Origin of the sequence: Bradyrhizobium manausense, assembly GCF_018129685.1 — a bacterium.
GTDB classification, from domain to species: Bacteria; Pseudomonadota; Alphaproteobacteria; order Rhizobiales; family Xanthobacteraceae; genus Bradyrhizobium; species Bradyrhizobium manausense_D.
This window is the reverse complement of the sequence record NZ_JAFCLG010000005.1, coordinates 293,214-313,573: the sequence shown is the minus strand read 5'-3', so window position 1 is coordinate 313,573 and position 20,360 is coordinate 293,214. Positions and strand designations below refer to the sequence as shown.

General features: G+C 64.7%; 17 protein-coding genes. 12 read left to right on the top strand and 5 right to left on the bottom strand.

Features of this window, described 5'->3' with window-relative positions:
• Window positions 1-14: 14 nt before the first annotated feature.
• Together JQ621_RS16135 and JQ621_RS16130 are read right to left on the bottom strand one after the other, a co-directional pair.
• The gene (locus JQ621_RS16135) at window positions 15-1,484 is read right to left on the bottom strand and encodes a serine hydrolase domain-containing protein (protein WP_212235696.1); all 1,470 of its coding nucleotides are present in this window, start codon (window positions 1,482-1,484) and stop codon (window positions 15-17) included.
• A 145-nt stretch (window positions 1,485-1,629) separates the two neighbouring features.
• Complete coding sequence (locus tag JQ621_RS16130; protein WP_212235695.1) at window positions 1,630-2,691, bottom strand: AraC family transcriptional regulator; 1,062 nt, start codon at window positions 2,689-2,691, stop codon at window positions 1,630-1,632.
• Between the two features lie 275 nt (window positions 2,692-2,966).
• Between JQ621_RS16130 and JQ621_RS16125 the strand changes: the two genes are divergently transcribed.
• The 3 genes from JQ621_RS16125 (at window position 2,967) to JQ621_RS16115 (ending at window position 7,513) form a co-directional block, all read left to right on the top strand.
• Entirely contained in the window at window positions 2,967-3,884 is a 918-nt protein-coding gene (locus JQ621_RS16125) for a pirin family protein (protein ID WP_212235694.1), read from the top strand.
• Between the two features lie 198 nt (window positions 3,885-4,082).
• Window positions 4,083-4,997 carry a phosphoribosylaminoimidazolesuccinocarboxamide synthase gene (locus JQ621_RS16120; RefSeq protein ID WP_212235693.1) on the top strand — a complete coding sequence of 305 codons (915 nt, stop codon included), beginning with the start codon at window positions 4,083-4,085 and terminating at the stop codon, window positions 4,995-4,997.
• Window positions 4,998-5,296: 299 nt separating this feature from the next.
• Entirely contained in the window at window positions 5,297-7,513 is a 2,217-nt protein-coding gene (locus JQ621_RS16115) for a SulP family inorganic anion transporter (RefSeq protein ID WP_212235749.1), read from the top strand.
• A 168-nt stretch (window positions 7,514-7,681) separates the two neighbouring features.
• On the opposite strand, the gene JQ621_RS16110 is transcribed toward JQ621_RS16115, so the two are convergent.
• Window positions 7,682-9,175, bottom strand: a complete 1,494-nt coding sequence (locus JQ621_RS16110; protein WP_212235692.1) for an NAD-dependent succinate-semialdehyde dehydrogenase — start codon at window positions 9,173-9,175, stop codon at window positions 7,682-7,684.
• 122 nt (window positions 9,176-9,297) lie between these two features.
• The gene (locus JQ621_RS16105) at window positions 9,298-9,618 is read right to left on the bottom strand and encodes a hypothetical protein (protein ID WP_212235691.1); all 321 of its coding nucleotides are present in this window, start codon (window positions 9,616-9,618) and stop codon (window positions 9,298-9,300) included.
• Window positions 9,619-9,955: 337 nt separating this feature from the next.
• Between JQ621_RS16105 and JQ621_RS16100 the strand changes: the two genes are divergently transcribed.
• The gene (locus tag JQ621_RS16100; RefSeq protein ID WP_212235690.1) at window positions 9,956-11,149 is read left to right on the top strand and encodes a serine hydrolase domain-containing protein; all 1,194 of its coding nucleotides are present in this window, start codon (window positions 9,956-9,958) and stop codon (window positions 11,147-11,149) included.
• Between the two features lie 125 nt (window positions 11,150-11,274).
• Here the strand turns inward: JQ621_RS16100 and JQ621_RS16095 are convergent, their stop codons facing one another.
• Window positions 11,275-12,276 (bottom strand): adenosine kinase, encoded by a 1,002-nt coding sequence (locus JQ621_RS16095; protein ID WP_212235689.1) that lies wholly within the window; start codon window positions 12,274-12,276, stop codon window positions 11,275-11,277.
• A gap of 126 nt (window positions 12,277-12,402) precedes the next feature.
• On the opposite strand from JQ621_RS16095, the gene murJ reads away from it, so the two are divergent.
• The 8 genes from murJ to miaB all read left to right on the top strand — a co-directional run bounded on the left by murJ (window position 12,403) and on the right by miaB (window position 20,322).
• The gene (murJ, locus tag JQ621_RS16090; protein WP_212235688.1) at window positions 12,403-13,938 is read left to right on the top strand and encodes a murein biosynthesis integral membrane protein MurJ; all 1,536 of its coding nucleotides are present in this window, start codon (window positions 12,403-12,405) and stop codon (window positions 13,936-13,938) included.
• A gap of 220 nt (window positions 13,939-14,158) precedes the next feature.
• Entirely contained in the window at window positions 14,159-15,211 is a 1,053-nt protein-coding gene (trpS, locus tag JQ621_RS16085; RefSeq protein WP_212235687.1) for a tryptophan--tRNA ligase, read from the top strand.
• A 256-nt stretch (window positions 15,212-15,467) separates the two neighbouring features.
• The gene (locus JQ621_RS16080; protein ID WP_212235686.1) at window positions 15,468-16,037 is read left to right on the top strand and encodes a NifU family protein; all 570 of its coding nucleotides are present in this window, start codon (window positions 15,468-15,470) and stop codon (window positions 16,035-16,037) included.
• Between the two features lie 153 nt (window positions 16,038-16,190).
• On the top strand, window positions 16,191-16,886 hold the full coding sequence (gene tsaB, locus JQ621_RS16075) for a tRNA (adenosine(37)-N6)-threonylcarbamoyltransferase complex dimerization subunit type 1 TsaB (protein ID WP_212235685.1): 696 nt from the start codon (window positions 16,191-16,193) through the stop codon (window positions 16,884-16,886).
• Window positions 16,883-17,368 carry a ribosomal protein S18-alanine N-acetyltransferase gene (gene rimI, locus JQ621_RS16070; RefSeq protein ID WP_212235684.1) on the top strand — a complete coding sequence of 162 codons (486 nt, stop codon included), beginning with the start codon at window positions 16,883-16,885 and terminating at the stop codon, window positions 17,366-17,368. The genes tsaB and rimI overlap by 4 nt, the downstream gene beginning before the upstream one ends.
• 38 nt (window positions 17,369-17,406) lie before the next feature.
• Entirely contained in the window at window positions 17,407-17,862 is a 456-nt protein-coding gene (locus tag JQ621_RS16065) for a Fur family transcriptional regulator (RefSeq protein ID WP_212235683.1), read from the top strand.
• Window positions 17,863-18,035: 173 nt separating this feature from the next.
• The gene (locus JQ621_RS16060; protein ID WP_212235682.1) at window positions 18,036-18,716 is read left to right on the top strand and encodes an HAD family hydrolase; all 681 of its coding nucleotides are present in this window, start codon (window positions 18,036-18,038) and stop codon (window positions 18,714-18,716) included.
• 208 nt (window positions 18,717-18,924) lie between these two features.
• Window positions 18,925-20,322: a tRNA (N6-isopentenyl adenosine(37)-C2)-methylthiotransferase MiaB gene (gene miaB / locus JQ621_RS16055; RefSeq protein ID WP_212235681.1), complete on the top strand. Its 1,398-nt coding sequence runs from the start codon at window positions 18,925-18,927 to the stop codon at window positions 20,320-20,322.
• Window positions 20,323-20,360: the final 38 nt, after the last annotated feature.

Here is a 20,360-nt window from a genome sequence, read left to right as displayed (position 1 = left end):
CGCGAGTCCAGCTCTCACCTCCCTTGCGGAGACTCCCCCTCACCCCAACCCTCTCCCCGCAAGCGGGGCGAGGGAGAAGAGGCGGAGCGCGTCACCGCAACGACATCCCGCACGAGATCGAACACGCCATCCACTTCCGGTGGCCAGTTCGGCGAGCGGCCGAGCCGCACGATCACCAGCTTCTCGGACGGGATCACGATCGTGTACTGCCCGATCGTGCCCTTGGCGAAGAAGGCATCGCGCGGCCAGCCGTGCTCGACGCGAAACTTCGCGCCAAAGCTGTCGCCCTGATTGGTCCAGAAGCCAGCGCCGATGCCGACCCAGGCGTTCGGCGTGGCCGACGCGGAGTAGTTCACCCAGCCCTCCGGGAGAATGCGTTTGCCGCCGGCGATGCCGTCGTTGAGATAGAGCTGACCGAGCCGCGCCCAGTCGCGCGCGGAAGCCAGCATCGAGCCCGAACCCTCGATCGTGCCTGACGCGTCGAGCTGGAGCGTGACGTGACGCATGCCGAGCGGCGCAAACAATTCGCGGCGCGCGAACGCAAGCGCATCGGCGGGCTTGCCGCCGGCCCTCTCGCGCAATAGATGCGCAAGAATGACGGAGTTGCCGTCATGATAGTTCCAAGCCGTGCCCGGCGCGGTCGCAAGCGGCGCGCGCTCAGCAACGCTCGCCATGTCGTCCGAGGCATATTTCATGGTGTTGACCGGCTCGAGCGCGGAGCCGAGCGAGGCCTCCAGCGAGCTCCCGAGCGCGATGCCGGCGGTGTGACGCAGCAATTGGTCGACGGTGATGGCATGGCGCGGATCATCGGGATTGTGCCAGGCGGCGATTGGCGCGGGGCCGTCGAGCTTCAACTTGCCTTGGCGGACGAGAATGCCCGTCAGCGCCGACATCACCGATTTCGTCATGGAGAAGCCGAGCAGCTGCGTCTCCGGCGAGATGCCGTCGGCATAGCGCTCGGCAATGATGCGGCCATTCTTCATGACGACGATGGCGCGGGTGCGGCGGTAAGGCGGCTGCGCGGGTTCGGCGAAGGCGCGGTCGAGCGCGGCTGACAGGCCCTCGCTCTGCGGGGCGACGATATCCGGGCCGGCGATCTCGGGCAGCAACGCCGGCTGCTTGTCATCCCGCGGCAACGCCACATCGGCGAGCCCCAGGCCATGCTCGAGCGTGCAGCCCAGGCCCTCGCGATAGACGGCGTGGCTGCGGCCGATCCCGAACAGGGACACCGTGACATCCTTGCGGACGCGATCGACCTGGAAATTCATCGCCCAGGTCAGCAGACCCGCGCCCGGCATCGCGTCGGTGGTCTCGACGAGGTCGCGCTGGGGGTCGAGGCCGGAAACGAAGATCTCCGAGCAGAGCGTGTCGGCGATGAAGCCGGTGGCAACCTTGGGCACGTCGCGCGCCCGGGCCGCGCCGAGCGCGAGGCCGGCACAAGCGATGGCGGCGGTGGCGAGGATGATCTTACGGCGACGGGTCACGGGCTTTCTCCGGCTGGGGGGCGTGCGCGGAGAAGAAGCCGGATGCGGGCGAAGCACGCTCGCCCGATTTGAAATACGACCTTGTCAAAACTGATCGCGGCTGGCCGAATTTGAAATTATGATGCGAATTCAATGAATTAATGATCTAGACCGCATCGGCCTTGAGCCGCCGGTATTCGGTCGGCGTCACGCCCGTCACGGCCTTGAAGGCGCGATTGAAGGGGCCCAGCGACTGGAAGCCGGCGTCCATCGCGATGGTGATGACGGGGACTTCGACCTGGGCGGGATCGGCCAGCGCAGCCTTGGCTTCCTCGATGCGGTGGTTGTTCAGGAACACATTGAAGTTGCGATAGCCGAGCCGCTGGTTGATCAGCCGCCGCAGCCGGTATTCCGGGATCTTCAGCCGGCCCGCCAGCACGCCGATGGTGATGTTCTCCTGGCGGTAGATCCGCTCATCCGCCATCAGCCGCATCAGGGCGTCGATCAGCTTTTGGTCGGCGGCGGCATCGACCGCGGGCTGGCTGAAAATAACAGGTGGTGCGGGCTCCAAAGCCGCCGGAAACAGATCCGCCGCATCGACGCGCATCATGGCATAGACGATCGCCGCGACGGTGCAGGCGAACACGCCGGCATTGATGGTTTCGGCGACATCGCCAACGTGGTGGCCGGCGACGGTGATCTGCAGCATCGCGTTCAGCCCGCCATAGAGCGCGGTTGCGCAGACGATGAAGACACGAACGCGGCGGCGACGTTCGACAAGGTCGGCCGGCCAGGAGGCGATCATCTGCCAGACCGCAAGCGCGATGAAGCCGAGCACGATCAGATTGACCACCGTCACCGAGAGCCGCAAATGGCCGCTGGGCGCAATCCAGACGCAACCTGCGAAGCTGAAGGCCGCCACCAGCGCCCAGATCAAACCGTGCCACCAGCGCAAACGAAACTCGTCGTCGAACAGGGCGCGTGTAAACAGCCAGAACACCACGATATCGCCGGTCGACACCGCGATCAGCGGTGCATGCCAGAGCGGGATCCGCGACGTCACATCCAGCGAATAGCTCACCGCATGCACGGCCGAGCCCAGCGCGAAGGCTGCACCGAGCCGTCCCGCCTGCACATTGCGATAATCGGCGAGCAATGACACCGCCAGCACCAGCAACAGCGCGACGCTGGCGGCGCGGAAGGCGAGGTCGAGATTGGCTGTTGTCATCGTGCGATGCGATCGGGCGTGGTTGCGGTGGGTCGAACATCGTTCGTTGCGCCCATTTTTTCAAGAACCCATCCTCACGCTCACATCCTCACGCCCAGCTGTCATCGCCCGGCTCGACCGGGCGATCCAGTACTCCGAGGCAGCCGTGATTGAACCGATGGGCCGCGGCGTACTGGATCGCCCGCCTTCGCGGGCGACGACAGCCGGGCTTGGCCGCGACGGCCGTGCGAAATCCTGCTACGATCGGCCGCGCAAGAATAAGGAAGGAGTCCACCATGAGCTGGCAACCCTCGAACGATCCCGTGCTCGGCGATCCCATGTCCTGCGACGCGCTCGATCTCGTCATCGTGCCGCGCACCCGCGATCTCGGCGACGGTTTCGAGGTGCGGCGCGCGCTGCCGCATGGCAAGCGGCAGATGGTCGGGCCCTTCATCTTCTTCGATCATTTCGGCCCGGTGCAGTTCGTCTCCGGCAAGGGCATGGACGTGCGCCCGCATCCGCATATCGGCCTTGCCACCGTCACCTATCTGTTTGACGGATCCATCATGCATCGCGACAGTGAGGGCAACGTGCAGGAGATCGCGCCGGGCGCGATGAATCTGATGACCGCAGGCCGCGGCATCGCGCATTCCGAGCGCACGCCGGATACGCAGCGCGCCTCGGGGCAAAAGATGCTCGGCCTGCAAAGCTGGATTGCGCTGCCCGAAGGCTCCGAAGAGATCGAACCCTCCTTCCAGCATTATGCGGCCGGCGACCTGCCGATGATCTCCGAGCACGATTTCACCGCGCGGGTGATCGCCGGCTCCGCCTTCGGCGTCGCTTCGCCGGTGAAGATGGTTTCGCCCTGGTTCTACACCGAGGTCACGGCGGTCGCAGGCGCGATCGTGCCGCTCGACCCGGATCAGGAGGAGCGCGCGATCTACGTCGTCGACGGTGAGGTCGAGATCGCGAACGCGCGTTACGAGGGGCCACGGCTGCTGATCTTCCGCCCCGGCGACCGCATCACCGTGAAGGCGCTGAAGCCGACGCGCATGATGTTTCTCGGTGGCGATGCATTAGAAGGCCCGCGCCACATCTGGTGGAATTTCGTCTCCTCCAGCAAGGAGCGGATCGAGCAGGCCAAGCAGGACTGGAAAACCGGCCGCTTCGCCGCGGTTCCGCAGGAACATGAGTTCATTCCGCTGCCGGAATAGGCTAATCCGGCTTTCGGCCGCGCCACCAGGTGGGGGCCGAAAGCCCCGACTTCAAGCCTTCTGTCCGAAAGCCAAGTCTTCGAAAGCCAAGTCTACGAACGTCAAGTCTACGAACGTCAAGCCTACGAACGTCAAGCCTACGAACGTCAAGCCTACGAACGTCAAGCCTACGAACGTCAAGTCCACGAAAGTCTTGCGATGACCGCCATGCTCTCCAGCGACCTGCCCCTGACCAAGATCGGCCGCGGCAAGGTGCGCGATATCTACGCCGTCGACGACGACCGCCTGCTGCTGCTCACCACCGACCGCATCAGCGCCTTCGACGTCGTGATGAGCGAGACCATCCCGATGAAGGGCGCAGTCCTCACGCAGATCAGCGCGTACTGGTTTGGCAAGCTCGAAGGCATCGTGCCGCATCACATGATCAGCGCCGACACCGACGAGATCATCGCCGCCGTGCCGGCGTTGAAGCCGCATCGCGCCGAGATCCTCGGCCGCGCCATGCTGTGCAAGCGCACCACCGTGTTTCCGATCGAATGCGTGATCCGCGGCTATATCTCCGGGTCGGCCTGGAAGGAATATGCCGCGAGCGGAACGCTTGCAGGCGAGAAACTGGAGGCGGGCCTCGTCGAGAGCGAGAAGCTCGAGCCGTCGATCTTCAGCCCGGCCACCAAGGCCGAGACCGGCCATGACGAGAACATCACGATTGCAAAGATGCGCGAAATCGTCGGCGACGACGTCGCCTACACGCTCGAAAGCATGACGCGCGCGATCTACACGCTCGGCGAAGAGCTGGCGCGCGAGCAGGGCATCATCATCGCCGACACCAAGTTCGAATTCGGCCGCGACAAGGACGGCCGCATCATCCTGATCGACGAGGTGATGACGCCGGATTCGTCACGCTTCTGGGCGGTGGATGCCTACAAGCCGGGCCAGCCGCAGGCGAGCTTCGACAAGCAACCCTTGCGCGACTATCTCGACGCCGAGCGCCGCGCCGGCCGCTGGAACGGCGACGCCCCGCCGCCGCCGCTGCCCGCCAGCGTGGTGGATGCCACCAGCAAGCGGTATCTGGAAGCGTATCGGCGGGTGACGGGGAAAGAGCTCAAGATTTAGGCTCTCACCGTCGTCCTGGCGAAAGCCAGGACCCACCGCAGATCGATTGCGGACGGCACTAATCCCAAACGACCAATCTTCGCCAAACTCCTCCCTGGGGTGATGGGTCCTGGCTTTCGCCAGGACGACGGCCGAGCGCGCCGACCGAATTTCGGCTTTTCCCTCCCCCTATGATTGACCGTTCACACGCAGATCGCGGCGGAACTGTCGGATGCCTCATATTTGCAAGAATCCTGTTGCGCTAGGCTCGCACTCGGCTACCTCTCCGGACGGGAATTTTCATGAGCGAGTTTCAGGACGTGACAGATCCGGCAATTGGCTTTGGTCCGGTCGCGGGGATCAACCCGTCCGTCAAGCGTGCGCTGAATGATATGCTGGGAGGAGGTGCGGCGAGCGTCCTCACCGTGACGTTCGGTCTGTCCTATGCGCTGCTGATCTTTGCCGGCCCGCTTTCGCCCTATCTCTCCTACGGCATCGCTGCGACCTTCATCAGCTCGGCGGTGCTTGCCGCCGTGATCGGGCTCGGCAGCTCCCTGCCCTTCGCGATCGCCGCCCCCGACAGCTCGACCGCTGCCGTCACCGCAATTCTGGCGGCCTCGCTGGTCGAGCACATCGAAGCGGTCAACCCGTCGGCCCCCCTGCTCTCCCCGGTCCTGATCACGCTCGGCCTGTCGACCGTGCTGACCGGGGTGGTGCTGTGCGGGCTGGGCCTGACGCGGATGGGCCGCGCCATCCGCTACGTGCCCTATCCCGTGGTCGGCGGCTTCCTCGGCGCCACCGGGCTCCTGATCGTGGTGGGCGCGATCCGGGTGATCACCGGACATCCCGTGCAATTTACCACGCTCTTGCGCTTCACCAACGGCGTTACGCTGTCGGAGCTCGGCGCGGCCTGCGCGATGGCGCTGGTGCTGTATCTGACCTGGCACCGCTCGCGCAGCCCGTTCGGATTGCCGATCATCCTGATCGGCGGCATGCTGACGGCGCACCTGGCATTCTTGGTTACGGGCGTCTCGCTCGACCAGGCTCGCGCCATGGGCTGGATCTTCCAGCCCCCGCCGGCGGCAACCTTCATGGTGCCCTGGCACTTGGACGGTTTCATCCACTATCCCTGGTTCGCGGTGCCCGACCTGCTCGGCAATCTCGTCGCCGTCATTTTCGTCACCGCATCGAGCACGCTGTTCAACACCACCGGCATCGAGGTCGCGGTGCACCGCGAGGCCAATCTGGAACGCGAGCTGAACATGACCGGCGCCGCCAACATGCTGACCGGCGTACTCGGCGGCTATGCCGGCTGCATCTCGGTCAGCCGCTCGATCCTCAATTTCTCCAGCGGCGGCCGCGGCCGCCTGTCCGGCCTCACGGTCGCGGCCATCTCGCTGCTGATGCTCGCGGTCGCGCCGGAGCTGCTCGGCTTCATTCCGAAATTCGTGCTCGGCGGCTTGCTGCTCTATCTCGGCGCCGACCAGCTGCACAAATGGATCATCGAATCGCGCAAGCGGCTCTCCAAGCTGGAATATCTGTCGCTGGTCGCCATCATCGCGATCATCGTCATCTGGGGTTTCGTGCCGGGAATCCTGATCGGCATCATCATCGGCTGCGCGACCTTTGCCTTCAGCGCCGCTCGCGTCGAATCGATCAAGTACAGTTTTGACGGCTCCGAATACCGCTCCTCGCTCGATCGCTCGCGCGACGACCAGGAGGTGCTGCTCGCCCATGGCGGCAAGATCCAGGGCCTCAACCTGCAGAGCTACCTGTTCTTCGGCTCCGCCAACCGGCTCTACCAGCACGTCAAGCAGCTGCTGCACGAACGTCCGGAATGCCGCTATCTCCTGTTCGACTTCAAGCTCGTCACCGGCGTCGATTCCTCCGCCGCCTACAGCTTCGCCCAGATCAAACGCAGCGCGGCCGATCTCGGCGTCGAGCTGATCCTGGTGCATCTGTCGGCGGCCGCGGAGAAGGTGCTGCGCTCCAGCGACTTCGTCGGCGAAGGCGTCAGCATCATTCCCGAGCTCGATCGCGCGCTGGAATGGTGCGAGAACGAGCTGATCGCGCAGCACCAGGGCCTCGCCCAGGAACAAGCGAGCCTGCGCGACTGGTTCGCGAGCATTCTCGACAGCGAGGACGATGCCGACGAGCTGATCCGCCGCTGCCAGCGCATCGAGGTCGGGGCCGGCGAGGTGATCGTGCAGGCCGGCGATCCCGCCGATTCCATGCACTTCATCCTCGACGGCCGTGTCGGCATCATGGTTCCCGCCGACGACGACCGCACCACGCGCGTGCGCAGCCTCGGCCGTTACACCACCATCGGCGAGATGGGCCTCGTCTCGCAGGCCCCGCGCAGCGCCACCATCCAGGCTGAGGTCGACAGCGTGCTCTACGTGCTCAACAAACACCAGTTCGCCGCGATCAGGGAGGAAGACCCCGCGCTCAGCCACAAGCTGCTCACCTATTTCGTCTCGGTGATGGCGGAGCGGCTGACTTTCGCGAACCGGACGATCGCGGTGCTGCGGCGGTGATCGTCACTTCTGACGGAAGCAGCCCGCCACAACCTGGGTGTCGTCCTGGCGAATGCCAGGACCCATAGCCACCGGCCGCGCTGATGCGAAGACTCGTTGTGACCTGCTTCGCGTCAAACTACTCCCTGGGGTAATGGGTCCTGGCTTTCGCCAGGACGACGAGAGCCCTCACACCCCCGCCATCATCACGTATTTGATCTCGACATATTCTTCCATGCCGTGACGCGAGCCTTCGCGGCCCAGTCCGCTTTCCTTGACGCCGCCAAAGGGCGCGACTTCCGTGGTGATGAGGCCGGTGTTGACGCCAACCATGCCCGACTCCAGCGCTTCGGCGACGCGCCAGACGCGGCCGAGATCGCGGGAGTAGAAGTAGGACGCAAGACCAAACGGCGAGGCGTTGCACATCGCGATGACGTCGGCCTCATCCTTGAAGCGGATGACGGGCGCGACCGGTCCGAAGGTTTCTTCCTGAGACACCAGCGAGTCCGGCTTGACGTCGGCGAGCACGGTCGGCTCGAAGAAAGAGCGCCCGAGCTCGCTGCGCTTGCCGCCCGTCACGACCTTGGCGCCGCGCTTGACGGCATCGGCGATGTGACGCTCGACCTTGTCGATCGCCTTCATGTTGATCAGCGGGCCCTGCGTGACGCCGGCTTCCGTGCCGTCGCCGAGCTTCATCGCGGCGACCTTCGCCGCGAGCTTCTTGACGAACTCCTCGTAGATCTTGTCCTGGGCGTAGAGACGGTTGGCGCAGACGCAGGTCTGGCCCATGTTGCGATATTTCGAGACGATCGCGCCCTCGACCGCGGCGTCGAGGTCGGCATCGTCGAACACCACGAAGGGCGCGTTGCCGCCGAGTTCGAGGCCCAGTCGCTTCACGCCGACGGAGGCCTGCTGGTAGAGGATCTTGCCGACCGGGGTCGAGCCGGTGAAGCCGACGAAACGCACGGCCGGATGCTCGCACAGCACCTTGCCGATCGGCGGCGCATCGCCGGTGACGATGTTGAGCACGCCCTTGGGGATGCCCGCCTTCTCGGCGAGCACGGCCAGCGCCAGCGCCGACAGCGGCGTCTCGTTGGCGGGCTTGAGCACCACAGTGCAGCCTGCGGCCAGCGCCGGCGAGACCTTTCGCGTGATCATGGAGTTCGGGAAATTCCACGGCGTGATGGCGCCACAGACGCCGATCGGCTGCTTGATCGCGAGCAGGCGCGCATCGGGCCGCTGCGAGGGGATGGTCTCGCCATAAACGCGGCGGGCTTCCTCCGCGAAGAACTCGATATAGGCGGCGCCGATATCGACCTCGCCGAGCGCTTCCGAAAGCGGCTTGCCCTGTTCGGAGGTCAGGATCAGCGCGAGGTCCTCGCGGTTGGCAATGATCAGTTCGAACCATTTGCGCAAGATGTTGGAGCGCTGCTTGGCGGTGTGCTTGGCCCAGGCCGGGAAGGCGCGCTGGGCGGCCTCGACAGCCTTGGTGGTGTCGTCCGCGCCGAGCTGCGGCACCTTTGCGATCTCGACACCGGTCGCGGGATTGTTCACCGCGAAGACCGGCGTGCCGACCCAGGCGCCGTCGATGTAGCAGGCCTCCTTCAGCAGCGAGGGGTCCTTCAACCGGTCACGCAGGGCGGCGGTTGCGTGTTGGGCGCGTGCGGAGGCGGTCGGCGTCATGGCGTTACTCCCAAGGCGATCATTGCGGGGCGATCGGATCGGCCGGAATATAGGGACATCAGGTGCGCAATGCACGGTCCCGCAACGCACATCTGATGGGAGTTAGGTTCGGAGCGGCAGGATTACGCCGCGCCGCTCAGATAGGTCTCGCGCCGGCCGATCATGCGTTCGGCGGCCGCCTTGGCGTCGGCCTTCGAAGAGGTCGCGCAGGTCCGGTATTCGAGATCGGGCGCGTCGGAGGTGTCGCGGCGGCCGAACCAGGATTTCGAGCCGACCGGCAGCAGCGCCAGCGCCTGCGCCAGATTGTCGACCGCGCCGAACGAATAGAGCGCGCCTGATCCGGCGATCCGCACCTCATAAATGCCAGGCGAGATCGGCGCTTCGAGATTGTCACCCCGTCCGGGACGGGGATAGCGCTTCCATTCGCTCCAGGTCGAAATCATCTCAGGTCCCCTCGCGGCCGATGGAAGCCGCAAATCTGCATCAAGTCCCAACGCCAGCCGCCAATCGGCCCATAAGCTGAACGCCGCAACGCACAAAATGTTTCAAGTGCTTCAAACAGCCCAAAGATACCGCCTGAGCCCATCCATGGTCACGGCTGGTTGCGGCCATCCACCGCAGATTGTGCTGATGTGTTGCAAATCAGTCGTCCCGCGCGGAACGCAGACCGTCAAGTCACGACATCGCGACCGAAGGGTGCATATCGCCACGCTTGCCGCGCAGTGAATGCGGGAGGACAATCGATTGCTTCCAACAATAATCAAACCGGAGGAAACGCGGATGCAAAGCAAAGCCGAGATCGACGAGATTCTGCGCAAGGCAAGCGACGCCAAGGACATTCCCGGCGTTGTTGCGATCGCCGCCAGCGGCAACGAAGTCCTGTATCGGGGCGCGTTCGGCGTGCGCGACCTGTCCAAACCCGATGCGATGACCATCGATAGCGTGTTCTGGATCGCCTCGATGACGAAGGCGGTCACATCGGCCGGCGCGATGCAGCTGGTCGAGCAAGGCAAGCTGTCGCTCGATGCGCCGATCGGATCGCTGCTGCCCGATCTCGCCAAGCCGCAGGTGCTCGAAGGTTTTGACGCCAAGGGCGAACCGAAATTGCGACCGGCGAAAGGCGCGATCACGCTGCGCCAGCTGATGACCCACACCGCCGGCTTCTGCTACGACATGTGGAATGGCGACTTCGCGCGCTACATGGAGAAAGCAGGCACGCCGGGAATCATCACCTGCCAGAACGCGGCGCTGAAGACGCCCATCATGACTGATCCCGGCACGCGCTGGGAATACGGCACCAATATCGATTTCGTCGGCAAGGCGGTGGAAGCCGTCAGCGGCAAGCGGCTCGATGCATATCTGCGCGACAATCTGTTTGCGCCGCTTGGGATGTCCGACACCGGCTTCAAGATCAGCGACGATATGCGGAAACGCCTCGTTGGCATGCATGCGCGCGGCGAGGACGGCCAGCTCGCCGCGATCCCGTTCGAGCTCGAGCAGAATCCGGAATTCCACATGGGTGGCGGCGGCCTCTATTCGACGGCCGGCGACTACATCAAGTTCACCCAGATGATCCTGAACAAGGGGCGCGGCAACGGCAATCAAGTGCTGAAATCAGAGACGATCGCCATGATGGGGCAAAACCAGATGGGCGATCTCAACATGACCAAGATGACGACGGCGGCACCGCCCTACACCAATGACGTCGATCTCTATCCCGAGCAGATGAAAAAGTGGGGCCTCAGCTTCATGATCAACACCGCCAAGACTGCGGAAGGCCGCAGCGCCGGCAGCCTCGCCTGGGCGGGCCTTGCCAACACCTATTACTGGATCGACCCGGCACGCGACGTCACCGGCGTGATCCTGATGCAGCTGTTGCCGTTCGCGGATGCAAAGTGTCTGCAGACATTCGCGGGATTCGAGCGTGGCGTCTATGCCGGGCTCGATGCGGGCAGCGGACAGAAGGCGGCGTAGGGGAGCGCATAGGCCTTACCATCCGTCGTGGCCGGGCTTGTCCCGGCCATCCACGCGTCGCCGCGAAGAACGTGGATGCCCGGGACAAGCCCGGGCATGACGACTGCGGGAGAGGCGCGCGGGCCTTAAACCGTCAGCCCACGCTGCTGCGCCAGCTCCTTCAGCGACACCTGCGGGCGCGCGCCGATGTGCTGGATGACTTCGGCGGCGGCGAGCGCACCGAGTTCGCCGCACTGCTTGTGCGACAGGCCGCGCGAGAGACCATAGAGGAAGCCGGCGGCGAACAGATCGCCGGCGCCGGTGGTGTCGACCAGTTGCGAGATCGGCGAGGCCGGAGCGGCGACGGCGTCGGTCGGCGTCACCACGACGCAGCCCTTTTCGCTGCGGGTCACCACGCCGAGCTTGACGTCGTTGCGAAGTTGCTTGAGCGCGGTGTCGAAGTCGGAGGTCTCGTAGAGCGAGTGCAACTCGGACTCGTTGGCGAACACGATGTCGGCGGTGCCGCCCCGCATCAGCCCCAGGAACTCGTCGCGATAGCGGCTGACGCAGAAGGAGTCCGACAAGGTCAGCGCCACCTGGCGGCCGGCCTCGTGGGCGATCTTGGAGGCCTTGAGGAAGGCCTCCTTGGCACCCGGAGGATCCCAGAGATAGCCTTCGAGATAGACAATCTTGGCGGCCGCGATCTCGGCCGGATCGATATCGGCCGGCGACAGATCCTGCGCAGCTCCGAGATAGGTGTTCATGGTGCGCTCGCCGTCACCTGTCACCAGGATGTAGGAGCAGCCGGTGGCGGGGCCGTCCTTCGCAGGCGTCGTGTTGAAGGCAACGCCGGAGGCGCGGATGTCGTGGACGTAGAGCTTGCCGATCTGGTCGTCCTTGACCTTGCCGACATAGGCGGCGCGCGCGCCGAGGCTGCCGATGCCGACGATGGTGTTGGCGGCCGAGCCGCCCGACACTTCCGTCGCCGGACCCATGTCGGCATAGATCGCAGCAGCCCGCGCCTCGTCGATCAGGGACATGCTGCCCTTGGTCATGCCGTGCTTGACCAAAAAGGCTTCATCGGTCCGGACCAGCACGTCGAACAGCGCATTGCCGATGCCGAGAACGTCATATTTCACGTCAGCCATTCACCTTGATCCTGTTTGGCGGATTGCGGACCCTGCAGAAATCCGCTTCCTGTCAGCCTGAAATCTGGCTCGCGGCCTATCACGACCGGCCCCGAGCGGGCAAGCAACGGTATTGTAACAAGCCCGATGATCCGCTCCTTCCTGACCGTCTCGACGGGAACACTGGCCTCGCGGCTGCTCGGCTTTGGCCGCGATTCCCTGATCGCGGCGCTGCTCGGCACTGGCGGGGTGGCCGACGCCTTTCTGGCCGCCTTCCAGCTCGTCAACGTGGCGCGGCGGCTGCTCAGCGAAGGCGCGCTGAACGCCGCCCTGATCCCGGCCTGGCTGCGCGTTCGCGACCGCGACGGCGAAGAGGCCGCTTCCGCCTTTGCGGGACGCGTGCTCGGCACCGTCAGCGCGGGCCTGATCGTGATCTCGATCGGCATTGCCCTCGCCATGCCGCTGATCGTCATGATCATCGCGCCGGGCTTCGTCGGCAGCGCCACGCTCGATCTCGCCGTCGCGCACACGCGGCTGATGCTGCCTTATCTGGCCTTCGCCGGGCCGGTCACGGTGCTGATGGGATTGCTCAACGCGCAAGGGAAATTTGCGCTCACGGCATTCACGCCGCTGCTGTTCAACATCGCCCTGATCGCAGCGATCGCACTACTGCTCGCCGGGCATGCCGATGCGCCGCTCGCCGCATGGATGCTGGCCGCGACCGTCGGGGTCGCCGGCCTGCTGCAACTCGTGATGCTGGCCTCGCAGCGAAGCGCGCGCCTGGCGACGCCGCTGCGCGTGAGCTTCGACAAGGAGATGCGCGGCTTCTTCGCCAAGGCGATCCCCGGCATGATCGCAAGCTCGGGGCCGCAATGGTTGATGATCGCGGGCGCGATCATCGCCTCGGGGACTCCGTCCGCCGTGTCCTGGCTCTATTTCGCCAACCGCCTAGTCGAGCTGCCGCTCGGCATTGTCGGCGTCGCCATGGGCGCGGTGCTGGTGCCGGAATTGACCCGCGCGGTGGGGAGCGGCGATCGCGAGGCCGTCGCGCACGCTGAATCGCGCGCGCTGGAACTGGCAACCGGACTGGCGTTGCCGGCCACGCTTGGCCTCGCCGTTCTCGCCGAGCCGATCGTGCGATTGTTGTTCGAGCACGGTGCCTTCGGCGCCGAAGACAGCATCGCCACCGCGCATGCATTGATGTGGCTGGCGCTGGGCCTGCCGGCGCATGTGCTGAGCAAGGCGCTGTCGCCGGCCTTCTATGCGCGCGGCGACACGATGACGCCGCTGCTTGCAACGGCCAAGGGCTTTATGGTCGCCGTGGCGCTTGCGGTCGTGCTCGGCCATGTCTTCGGCGCGAGCGGGATTGCCGCGAGCATCGCCGTCGGGGCGTGGAGCAGCGCGGCCTCGCTGCTTCGGAAAGGCACCAGCGCATTCGGCTTCTCGGTCGACGCCGACGCCCGTAAACGGCTGCCGCGGATCGTGCTTGCCGCCGCCGCCATGGGCGCCCTGCTTTGGCTGACGACCGGGCTGATGCCCTTGGAAGCCCATGACCTGATCCGCTTGATCGGGCTGGGCCTGCAGATCGCGGCGGGAATGGCCGTTTACGGTCTGCTCCTGCAAATCCTCGGCGCAGCCTCCTGGCGCGAGGCGGTGAACGCCCTGAAGCGGCCGGCTCGTTAGAGCGCTCGCCGACGGGCCTTCACCTCTCCCATCGGGAGAGGTCGATTTGCGCAGCAAATCGGGTGAGGGGACCTGGTCCCACGATAGAGACTAACCCCTCACCCGCGCCTTCGGCGCGACCTCTCCCGATGGGAGAGGTGGAATTGCCCTTGACGGAGCAGCGCTGCTGTTGGAAACGACAGCCGACCACCTATGGGAAGGCGTGCCAGGAAGACTAACCATGCCATTCGTTGAACGGGTTTTTTCGGGCGTCCAGCCGACGGGCAATCTGCACCTCGGCAACTACCTCGGCGCGATCGTCAACTTCGTGAAAATGCAGGAAACTCACAACTGCATCTATTGCGTCGTCGACATGCACGCGATCACGCAGGGCGTGGACGTCTGGGGCGGACCGGCCGAGCTCGCGCGCAACACCCGTGAGGTGACTGCGGCCTTCATCGCCGCCGGCATCGATCCCAGGAAGCACATCGTGTTCAACCAGAGCCAGGTCTCCGGCCATGCCGAGCTCGCCTGGATCTTCAACTGCGTCGCGCGCATGGGCTGGCTCGGACGCATGACCCAATTCAAGGAGAAGGCCGGCAAGGATCGAGAGAACGCCTCCGTCGGGCTGTTCGACTATCCCGTGCTGATGGCCGCCGACATCCTGCTGTACCGCGCCACCCACGTGCCGGTCGGCGAGGACCAGAAGCAGCATCTAGAGCTCTCGCGCGACATCGCCCAGAAGTTCAACAATGACTTCGGCGATTCCATCCGCGCGCAGGGCGCCAATGACGGCCTGTTCTTCCCGCTGCCTGAACCCTTGATCACGGGCCCTGCGACGCGCGTGATGTCCTTGCGCGACGGCACCAAGAAAATGTCGAAGTCGGATGCGTCGGACAATTCGCGCATCAATCTGACCGACGATGCTGACACCATCGCGCAGAAGATCCGCAAGGCAAAGACCGATCCGGAGCCGCTGCCGAGCGAAGAGAAAGGCCTGGAAGCGCGCCCCGAAGCGGACAATCTCGTCGGCATTTTCGCGGCGCTCGCCGAACGTTCCAAGGCCGAGGTGCTGCGCGAATTTGGCGGCGGCCAGTTCTCCAGCTTCAAGAACGCGCTGGCGGAGCTGTGTGTCACCAAACTCGCGCCGATCGCCGGTGAGATGAAGCGCCTGGTCTCGGACCCCGGCCATATCGACAGCATCCTGAACGATGGCTCCGATCGGGCACGCGCGCTTGCCCAGGAGACCATGAACCTGTCGAAAGACATCGTCGGCTTCATCAGACGGCGCTGAAGTCCAGCAGCATCGGCGCGGCGAAGTAGACGACCGTCATGCCCGGGCTTGTCCCGGGCATCCACGTTCTTGGCGTATCCAGAAGCAGGATGGCCGGGACAGGCCCGGCCATGACGACGCAGATATTCTCCGTTCACTAACCCACTGATATAACAGCGAAACGGCGTCACCTCCCCTTGACCGTGCGTTCTCCGTCGCCATCTGCTAGTGGATAGGGTACGCGCCGGCCTTGAACCGGCGACGTCTGGAGAAAACCATGTTCATTCAAACCGAAGCCACCCCCAATCCCGCCACGCTGAAGTTCATTCCCGGCCGCGTCGTGTCCGACGGCGGCCCGATAGAGTTTGCCAGCCGCGAGTCCGCAACGCGCTCGCCGCTCGCGGAAAAGCTGTTCGAGGTGCCCGGCGTCACCGGCGTGTTCTATGGGTCGGATTTCATCACCGTCACCAAGGCGGACGGCGAATGGCAGCAGCTCAAGCCTGCGATCCTCGGCGCCATCATGGAGCACTACATGTCCGGCGCGCCGCTGCTCGCCGATGGCGTGGTCCAGAGCGATGTCGATCTCGACGACGAGGACGAGTTTTTCGACGAGTCCGATGCCGAGACCGTCGACATGATCAAGGATCTGATCGAGACGCGCGTGCGGCCGGCCGTCGCCAATGACGGCGGCGACATCACCTTCCGCGGCTTCAAGGACGGGATCGTCTATCTCAACATGAAGGGCTCGTGCGCCGGCTGCCCGTCATCGACCGCAACGCTCCAGCACGGCATTCAGAATCTGCTGAAGCATTTTGTGCCCGACGTGGTTGAAGTCCGGCCGATGTAGCGCCCTCGACGCACCGATTTGATTCCGTCATGCCCGGGCTTGTCCCGGGCATCCACGTTCTTGGGGCTGCAAAGTCGTGGATGGCCGGGTCAAGCCCGGCCATGACGCGAAGAAGCTTGGGCATCATCCGGCTGGCGATGCTATGATCGCGCCATGCTGATCCTCGCCATCGATACGGCGCTCGACGCCTGCTCCGCCGCCGTTCTCGACACCGACGCCGGCGTGCTCCTTGCACAGGAGCAATTGCTCATGAAGCGCGGCCACGCCGAGGCTTTGATGCCGATGATCGCGCGCGTGATGCAATCGGCCGATTGCGCTTTCACCGCGCTCGACCGCATCGCTGTCACGGTCGGCCCCGGCAGCTTCACCGGCTTGCGCGTCGGTATTTCGGCGGCACGCGGCCTTGCCCTGGCGGCCGGGCGGCCGGCCGTGGGGCTCACGACGCTGTCGGCCTATGCGGCGGCCATCGTCGGCCAGAGCGGACCTGCACCGGTGATCTCGGCCATCGATGCGCGGCATGATCACGTCTACTTCCAGATCGTCGGTGGCGACGGCGGCCAGCTGGTGCGGCCGAAGATCGCCTCCATCGACGAGGCTATCGCCGCCTCGCAATTCGGCGCGCCGCATCTGGTCGGCAACGCCGCAAAAATCCTTGCCGAGCGCTGGCCGGCGGATGCGCCACCGCCAGCAACGGTCGATGCGCAGCCCGCGCCCGATATCGGCTGGGTCGCATGGCTGGGAGCCGCCGCCGATCCCGACACCAATCCCCCGCGGCCGTTCTACCTGAAAGCACCCGACGCAAAGCCGGCGGCACAACCGCTGTTCGCAGCTCAAGCCGCAAGCTCATGATGAAGTGGATTTCGCAATGGTGGCGCGGCGGCACCGCGGCCGTCGAGCCGGCGTCGACGCGCGACGCGGCGCGTCTGGCGCAGCTGCACGGTGCTTCCTTTGCACATGGCTGGGGCGAAGCGGAATTCGAAACCATGCTCAGCGAGCGTAATACACTCGTGCATCGCTTGCGCCTGGGTCGCAAGACGATCGGCTTTGCGGTGTCGCGGATCGGCGCGGACGAAGCGGAAATCCTCTCCGTCGCGGTGGACCAGTCTTACCGCGGCCGCGGCCTCTCCCGCACGCTGCTGATGACCCATCTCGGTCACCTCGCAGGGCGCGGCGTACGCACGATATTTCTGGAAGTCGAAGAGAACAACCAGCCTGCGCGACGGCTCTATGAGAGGGGCGGATTCGTAGTGGTCGGGCGCCGCGAACGCTACTATAAGCATCCGAGCGGGGAACAACTGAACGCACTTCTGATGCGACGTGATTTGACGTAACATTGATGGCAGAAAGCGCCACGTCAGACGGACACGATATGACCGGACTTAAACCTTCTTCCGCATCCAAGGCGACCGGCATCGAGGCGCGCTGTGCCGCCACCGGCATGCGTATGACCGAGCAGCGCCGCGTCATCGCGCGCGTACTTGCGGAAGCCGTCGATCACCCTGATGTCGAGGAATTGTACCGGCGCTGTGTCGCCGTCGACGACAAGATCTCGATCTCGACCGTCTATCGCACCGTCAAGCTGTTCGAGGATGCCGGCATCATCGAGCGCCACGATTTCCGCGAGGGCCGAGCGCGTTACGAGACGATGCGCGACAGCCACCACGACCATCTCATCAATCTGCGCGACGGCAAGGTGATCGAGTTTACCTCCGAAGAGATCGAGAAGCTGCAGGCGGAGATCGCCCGCAAGCTCGGCTACAAGCTGGTCGATCACCGGCTCGAGCTCTACTGCGTCCCGCTCGACGACGACAAGCCGACCAATTGATGAACATGTCTTTCGGCGAGATCTCTTCACCTCTCCCCGACGGGGAGAGGTCGATTTGCGGAGCAAATCGGGTGAGGGGTCTCAGGTCCCACGAGAGAGTTGTTTCCCTCACCCGGCGCTTCGCGCCGACCTCTCCCTCCGGGAGAGGTGGCACCGCCCCCGCCACGAGCTGAATGTCCATCGATCTCATCATCTTCGATTGCGACGGCGTGCTCGTGGACAGCGAGGTGATCTCCTGCCGCGCCCATGCCGACGTGCTGACGCGCCACGGCTATCCGATCACGCCGGAGCAGGTGTCCGAGCGCTTCCTTGGCCGCTCCACAAAGCAGGCCAATCTCGAAATCGAAACCGAGCTCGGCCGCAAGCTGCCTGAGGCCTATCATGGCGATCTCCAGGACCAGCTGTTCCGCGCGTTCGAAGCCGACCTCGAGGCGATCCGCGGCATCCACGATGTCCTCGACGTCGTGACCCAACGCGTCTGCGTCGCCTCGAGCGGCTCACACCAGCGTATGCAAGTGAGCCTCGGAAGCACGGGGCTCTATGAACGCCTCGCGCCAAATATCTTCTCGTCGTCGCAGGTGACGAACGGCAAACCCGCACCGGACCTCTTCCTGTTCGCGGCCAGGGAAATGGGCGTTCCGCCCAAACGCTGTGTGGTGATCGAGGACAGCCTGGCCGGCATCGCCGGCGCGCGGGCGGCCGGAATGAAAGTCTTTGGCTTTTTCGGCGGCAGCCATTGCGGGGCCGGCCATGCCGAGACCCTGCGCCGGGCCGGCGCCGATCTCACCTTTTCGGACATGCATCAATTGCCGGAGCTGGTCCGGGGGGTCACGGCGGACGTCCTGACGGGATAGCTTCTTGGCGTCATTCCGGGGCGATGCGCCGGGACCGCGAAGCGCGGCCCGGAGCATCGAACCCGGAATCTCGCGCCAAAACCTCTGGATTTCGGGTTCGCCCGCTTGGCGGGCGCCCCGGAAAGACGAGTCTTGGTCCCCCAATCGCTGGCTTTTCGGCCCCCCAGCCTATATCTGAGGGCCGTCCTCCACCTCAATCCCGGGTTCCATGACGCCGCCGCGCAAGCTGCACATCAAATCATATGGCTGCCAGATGAACGTCTACGATGCCCAGCGCATGGTGGACACGCTGGCTCCGGAAGGATTCGTGGAGACTGATAACGCCGAGGACGCCGACCTCGTCATTCTCAACACCTGCCATATCCGCGAGAAGGCCTCTGAAAAGGTCTTTTCCGAGCTCGGCCGGCTGCGCGTCGCCAAGAACGAGGCTGCGCGCGCGGGACGCGCCATCCAGATCGCCGTCGCCGGCTGCGTCGCGCAGGCAGAAGGCGAGGAGATCGTGCGCCGCGCGCCCACGGTCGATGTCGTGGTCGGGCCGCAGAGCTATCATCATCTGCCCGAACTGCTGAAGCGCGCCGGCAAAGAGGGCCGGGCGATCGAGACGGAGTTTCCGGCAGCCGACAAGTTCGGCTTCCTCGCCCAGCCCAGGCCCGCTGCGATCCGCGCACGCGGCATCTCGGCGTTTGTCACGGTGCAGGAAGGTTGCGACAAGTTCTGCACCTTCTGCGTCGTGCCGTACACGCGCGGCGCAGAAGTCTCGCGCCCCGTCGCGAAGATCGTCGACGACGTCAAGCGGCTCGCCGACAACGGCGTGCGCGAGCTCACGCTGATCGGACAGAACGTCAACGCCTATCATGGCGAGGGACCGGACGGAAAAACCTGGCCGCTGGGCAGGCTGCTCGAGCATTTGGCGACAATTCCCGGCATCGCGCGGCTGCGCTATTCGACCAGCCATCCCCGCGACGTCGATGACAGTTTGATCGCAGCCCATCGCGATCTCGATTCGCTCATGCCGTTCGTACACCTGCCGGTGCAGTCGGGTTCGGACCGGATTCTCGCCGCCATGAACCGGAAACATACCGCCGATGATTATCGAGAGGTCATCGACCGTTTCCGCACCGCGCGCCAAGACATTGCTTTTTCATCAGATTTTATCGTCGGCTTTCCGGGTGAGAGCGAGCAGGATTTTCTCGCCACACTCGCGCTTGTCACGCAAATCGGCTACGCTGCGGCGTATTCGTTCAAATACTCCGCCCGGCCGGGAACCCCGGCCGCGGATATGCAGGAGACGGTGTCCCCCGCCGAGATGGACCAGCGATTGGAGCGGCTCCAGGAATTGATCGACAGCCAGCAATCGGCCTTCAACAAGGCTGCGATTGGCTCAACGGTCGACGTGCTGTTCGAACGTCCGGCGCGCAAGGACGGCCAGATCGTCGGCCGCACCGCTTTCCTCCAGCCTGCACATGTGATGGCCTCGCCCGATATCATCGGACAAATCCTGCCGGTCAGGATCGACAGCCTCGAGCGTTACAGTTTCCTCGGCGAGCTCGCGACGCCACGCAATGCCCGCGAGCCCGCTTTATCATCCATCGCCACTGGAGCCTGAACCCTTGCCCAAAAGCGCATCGGATTCGCCTGCCCTCG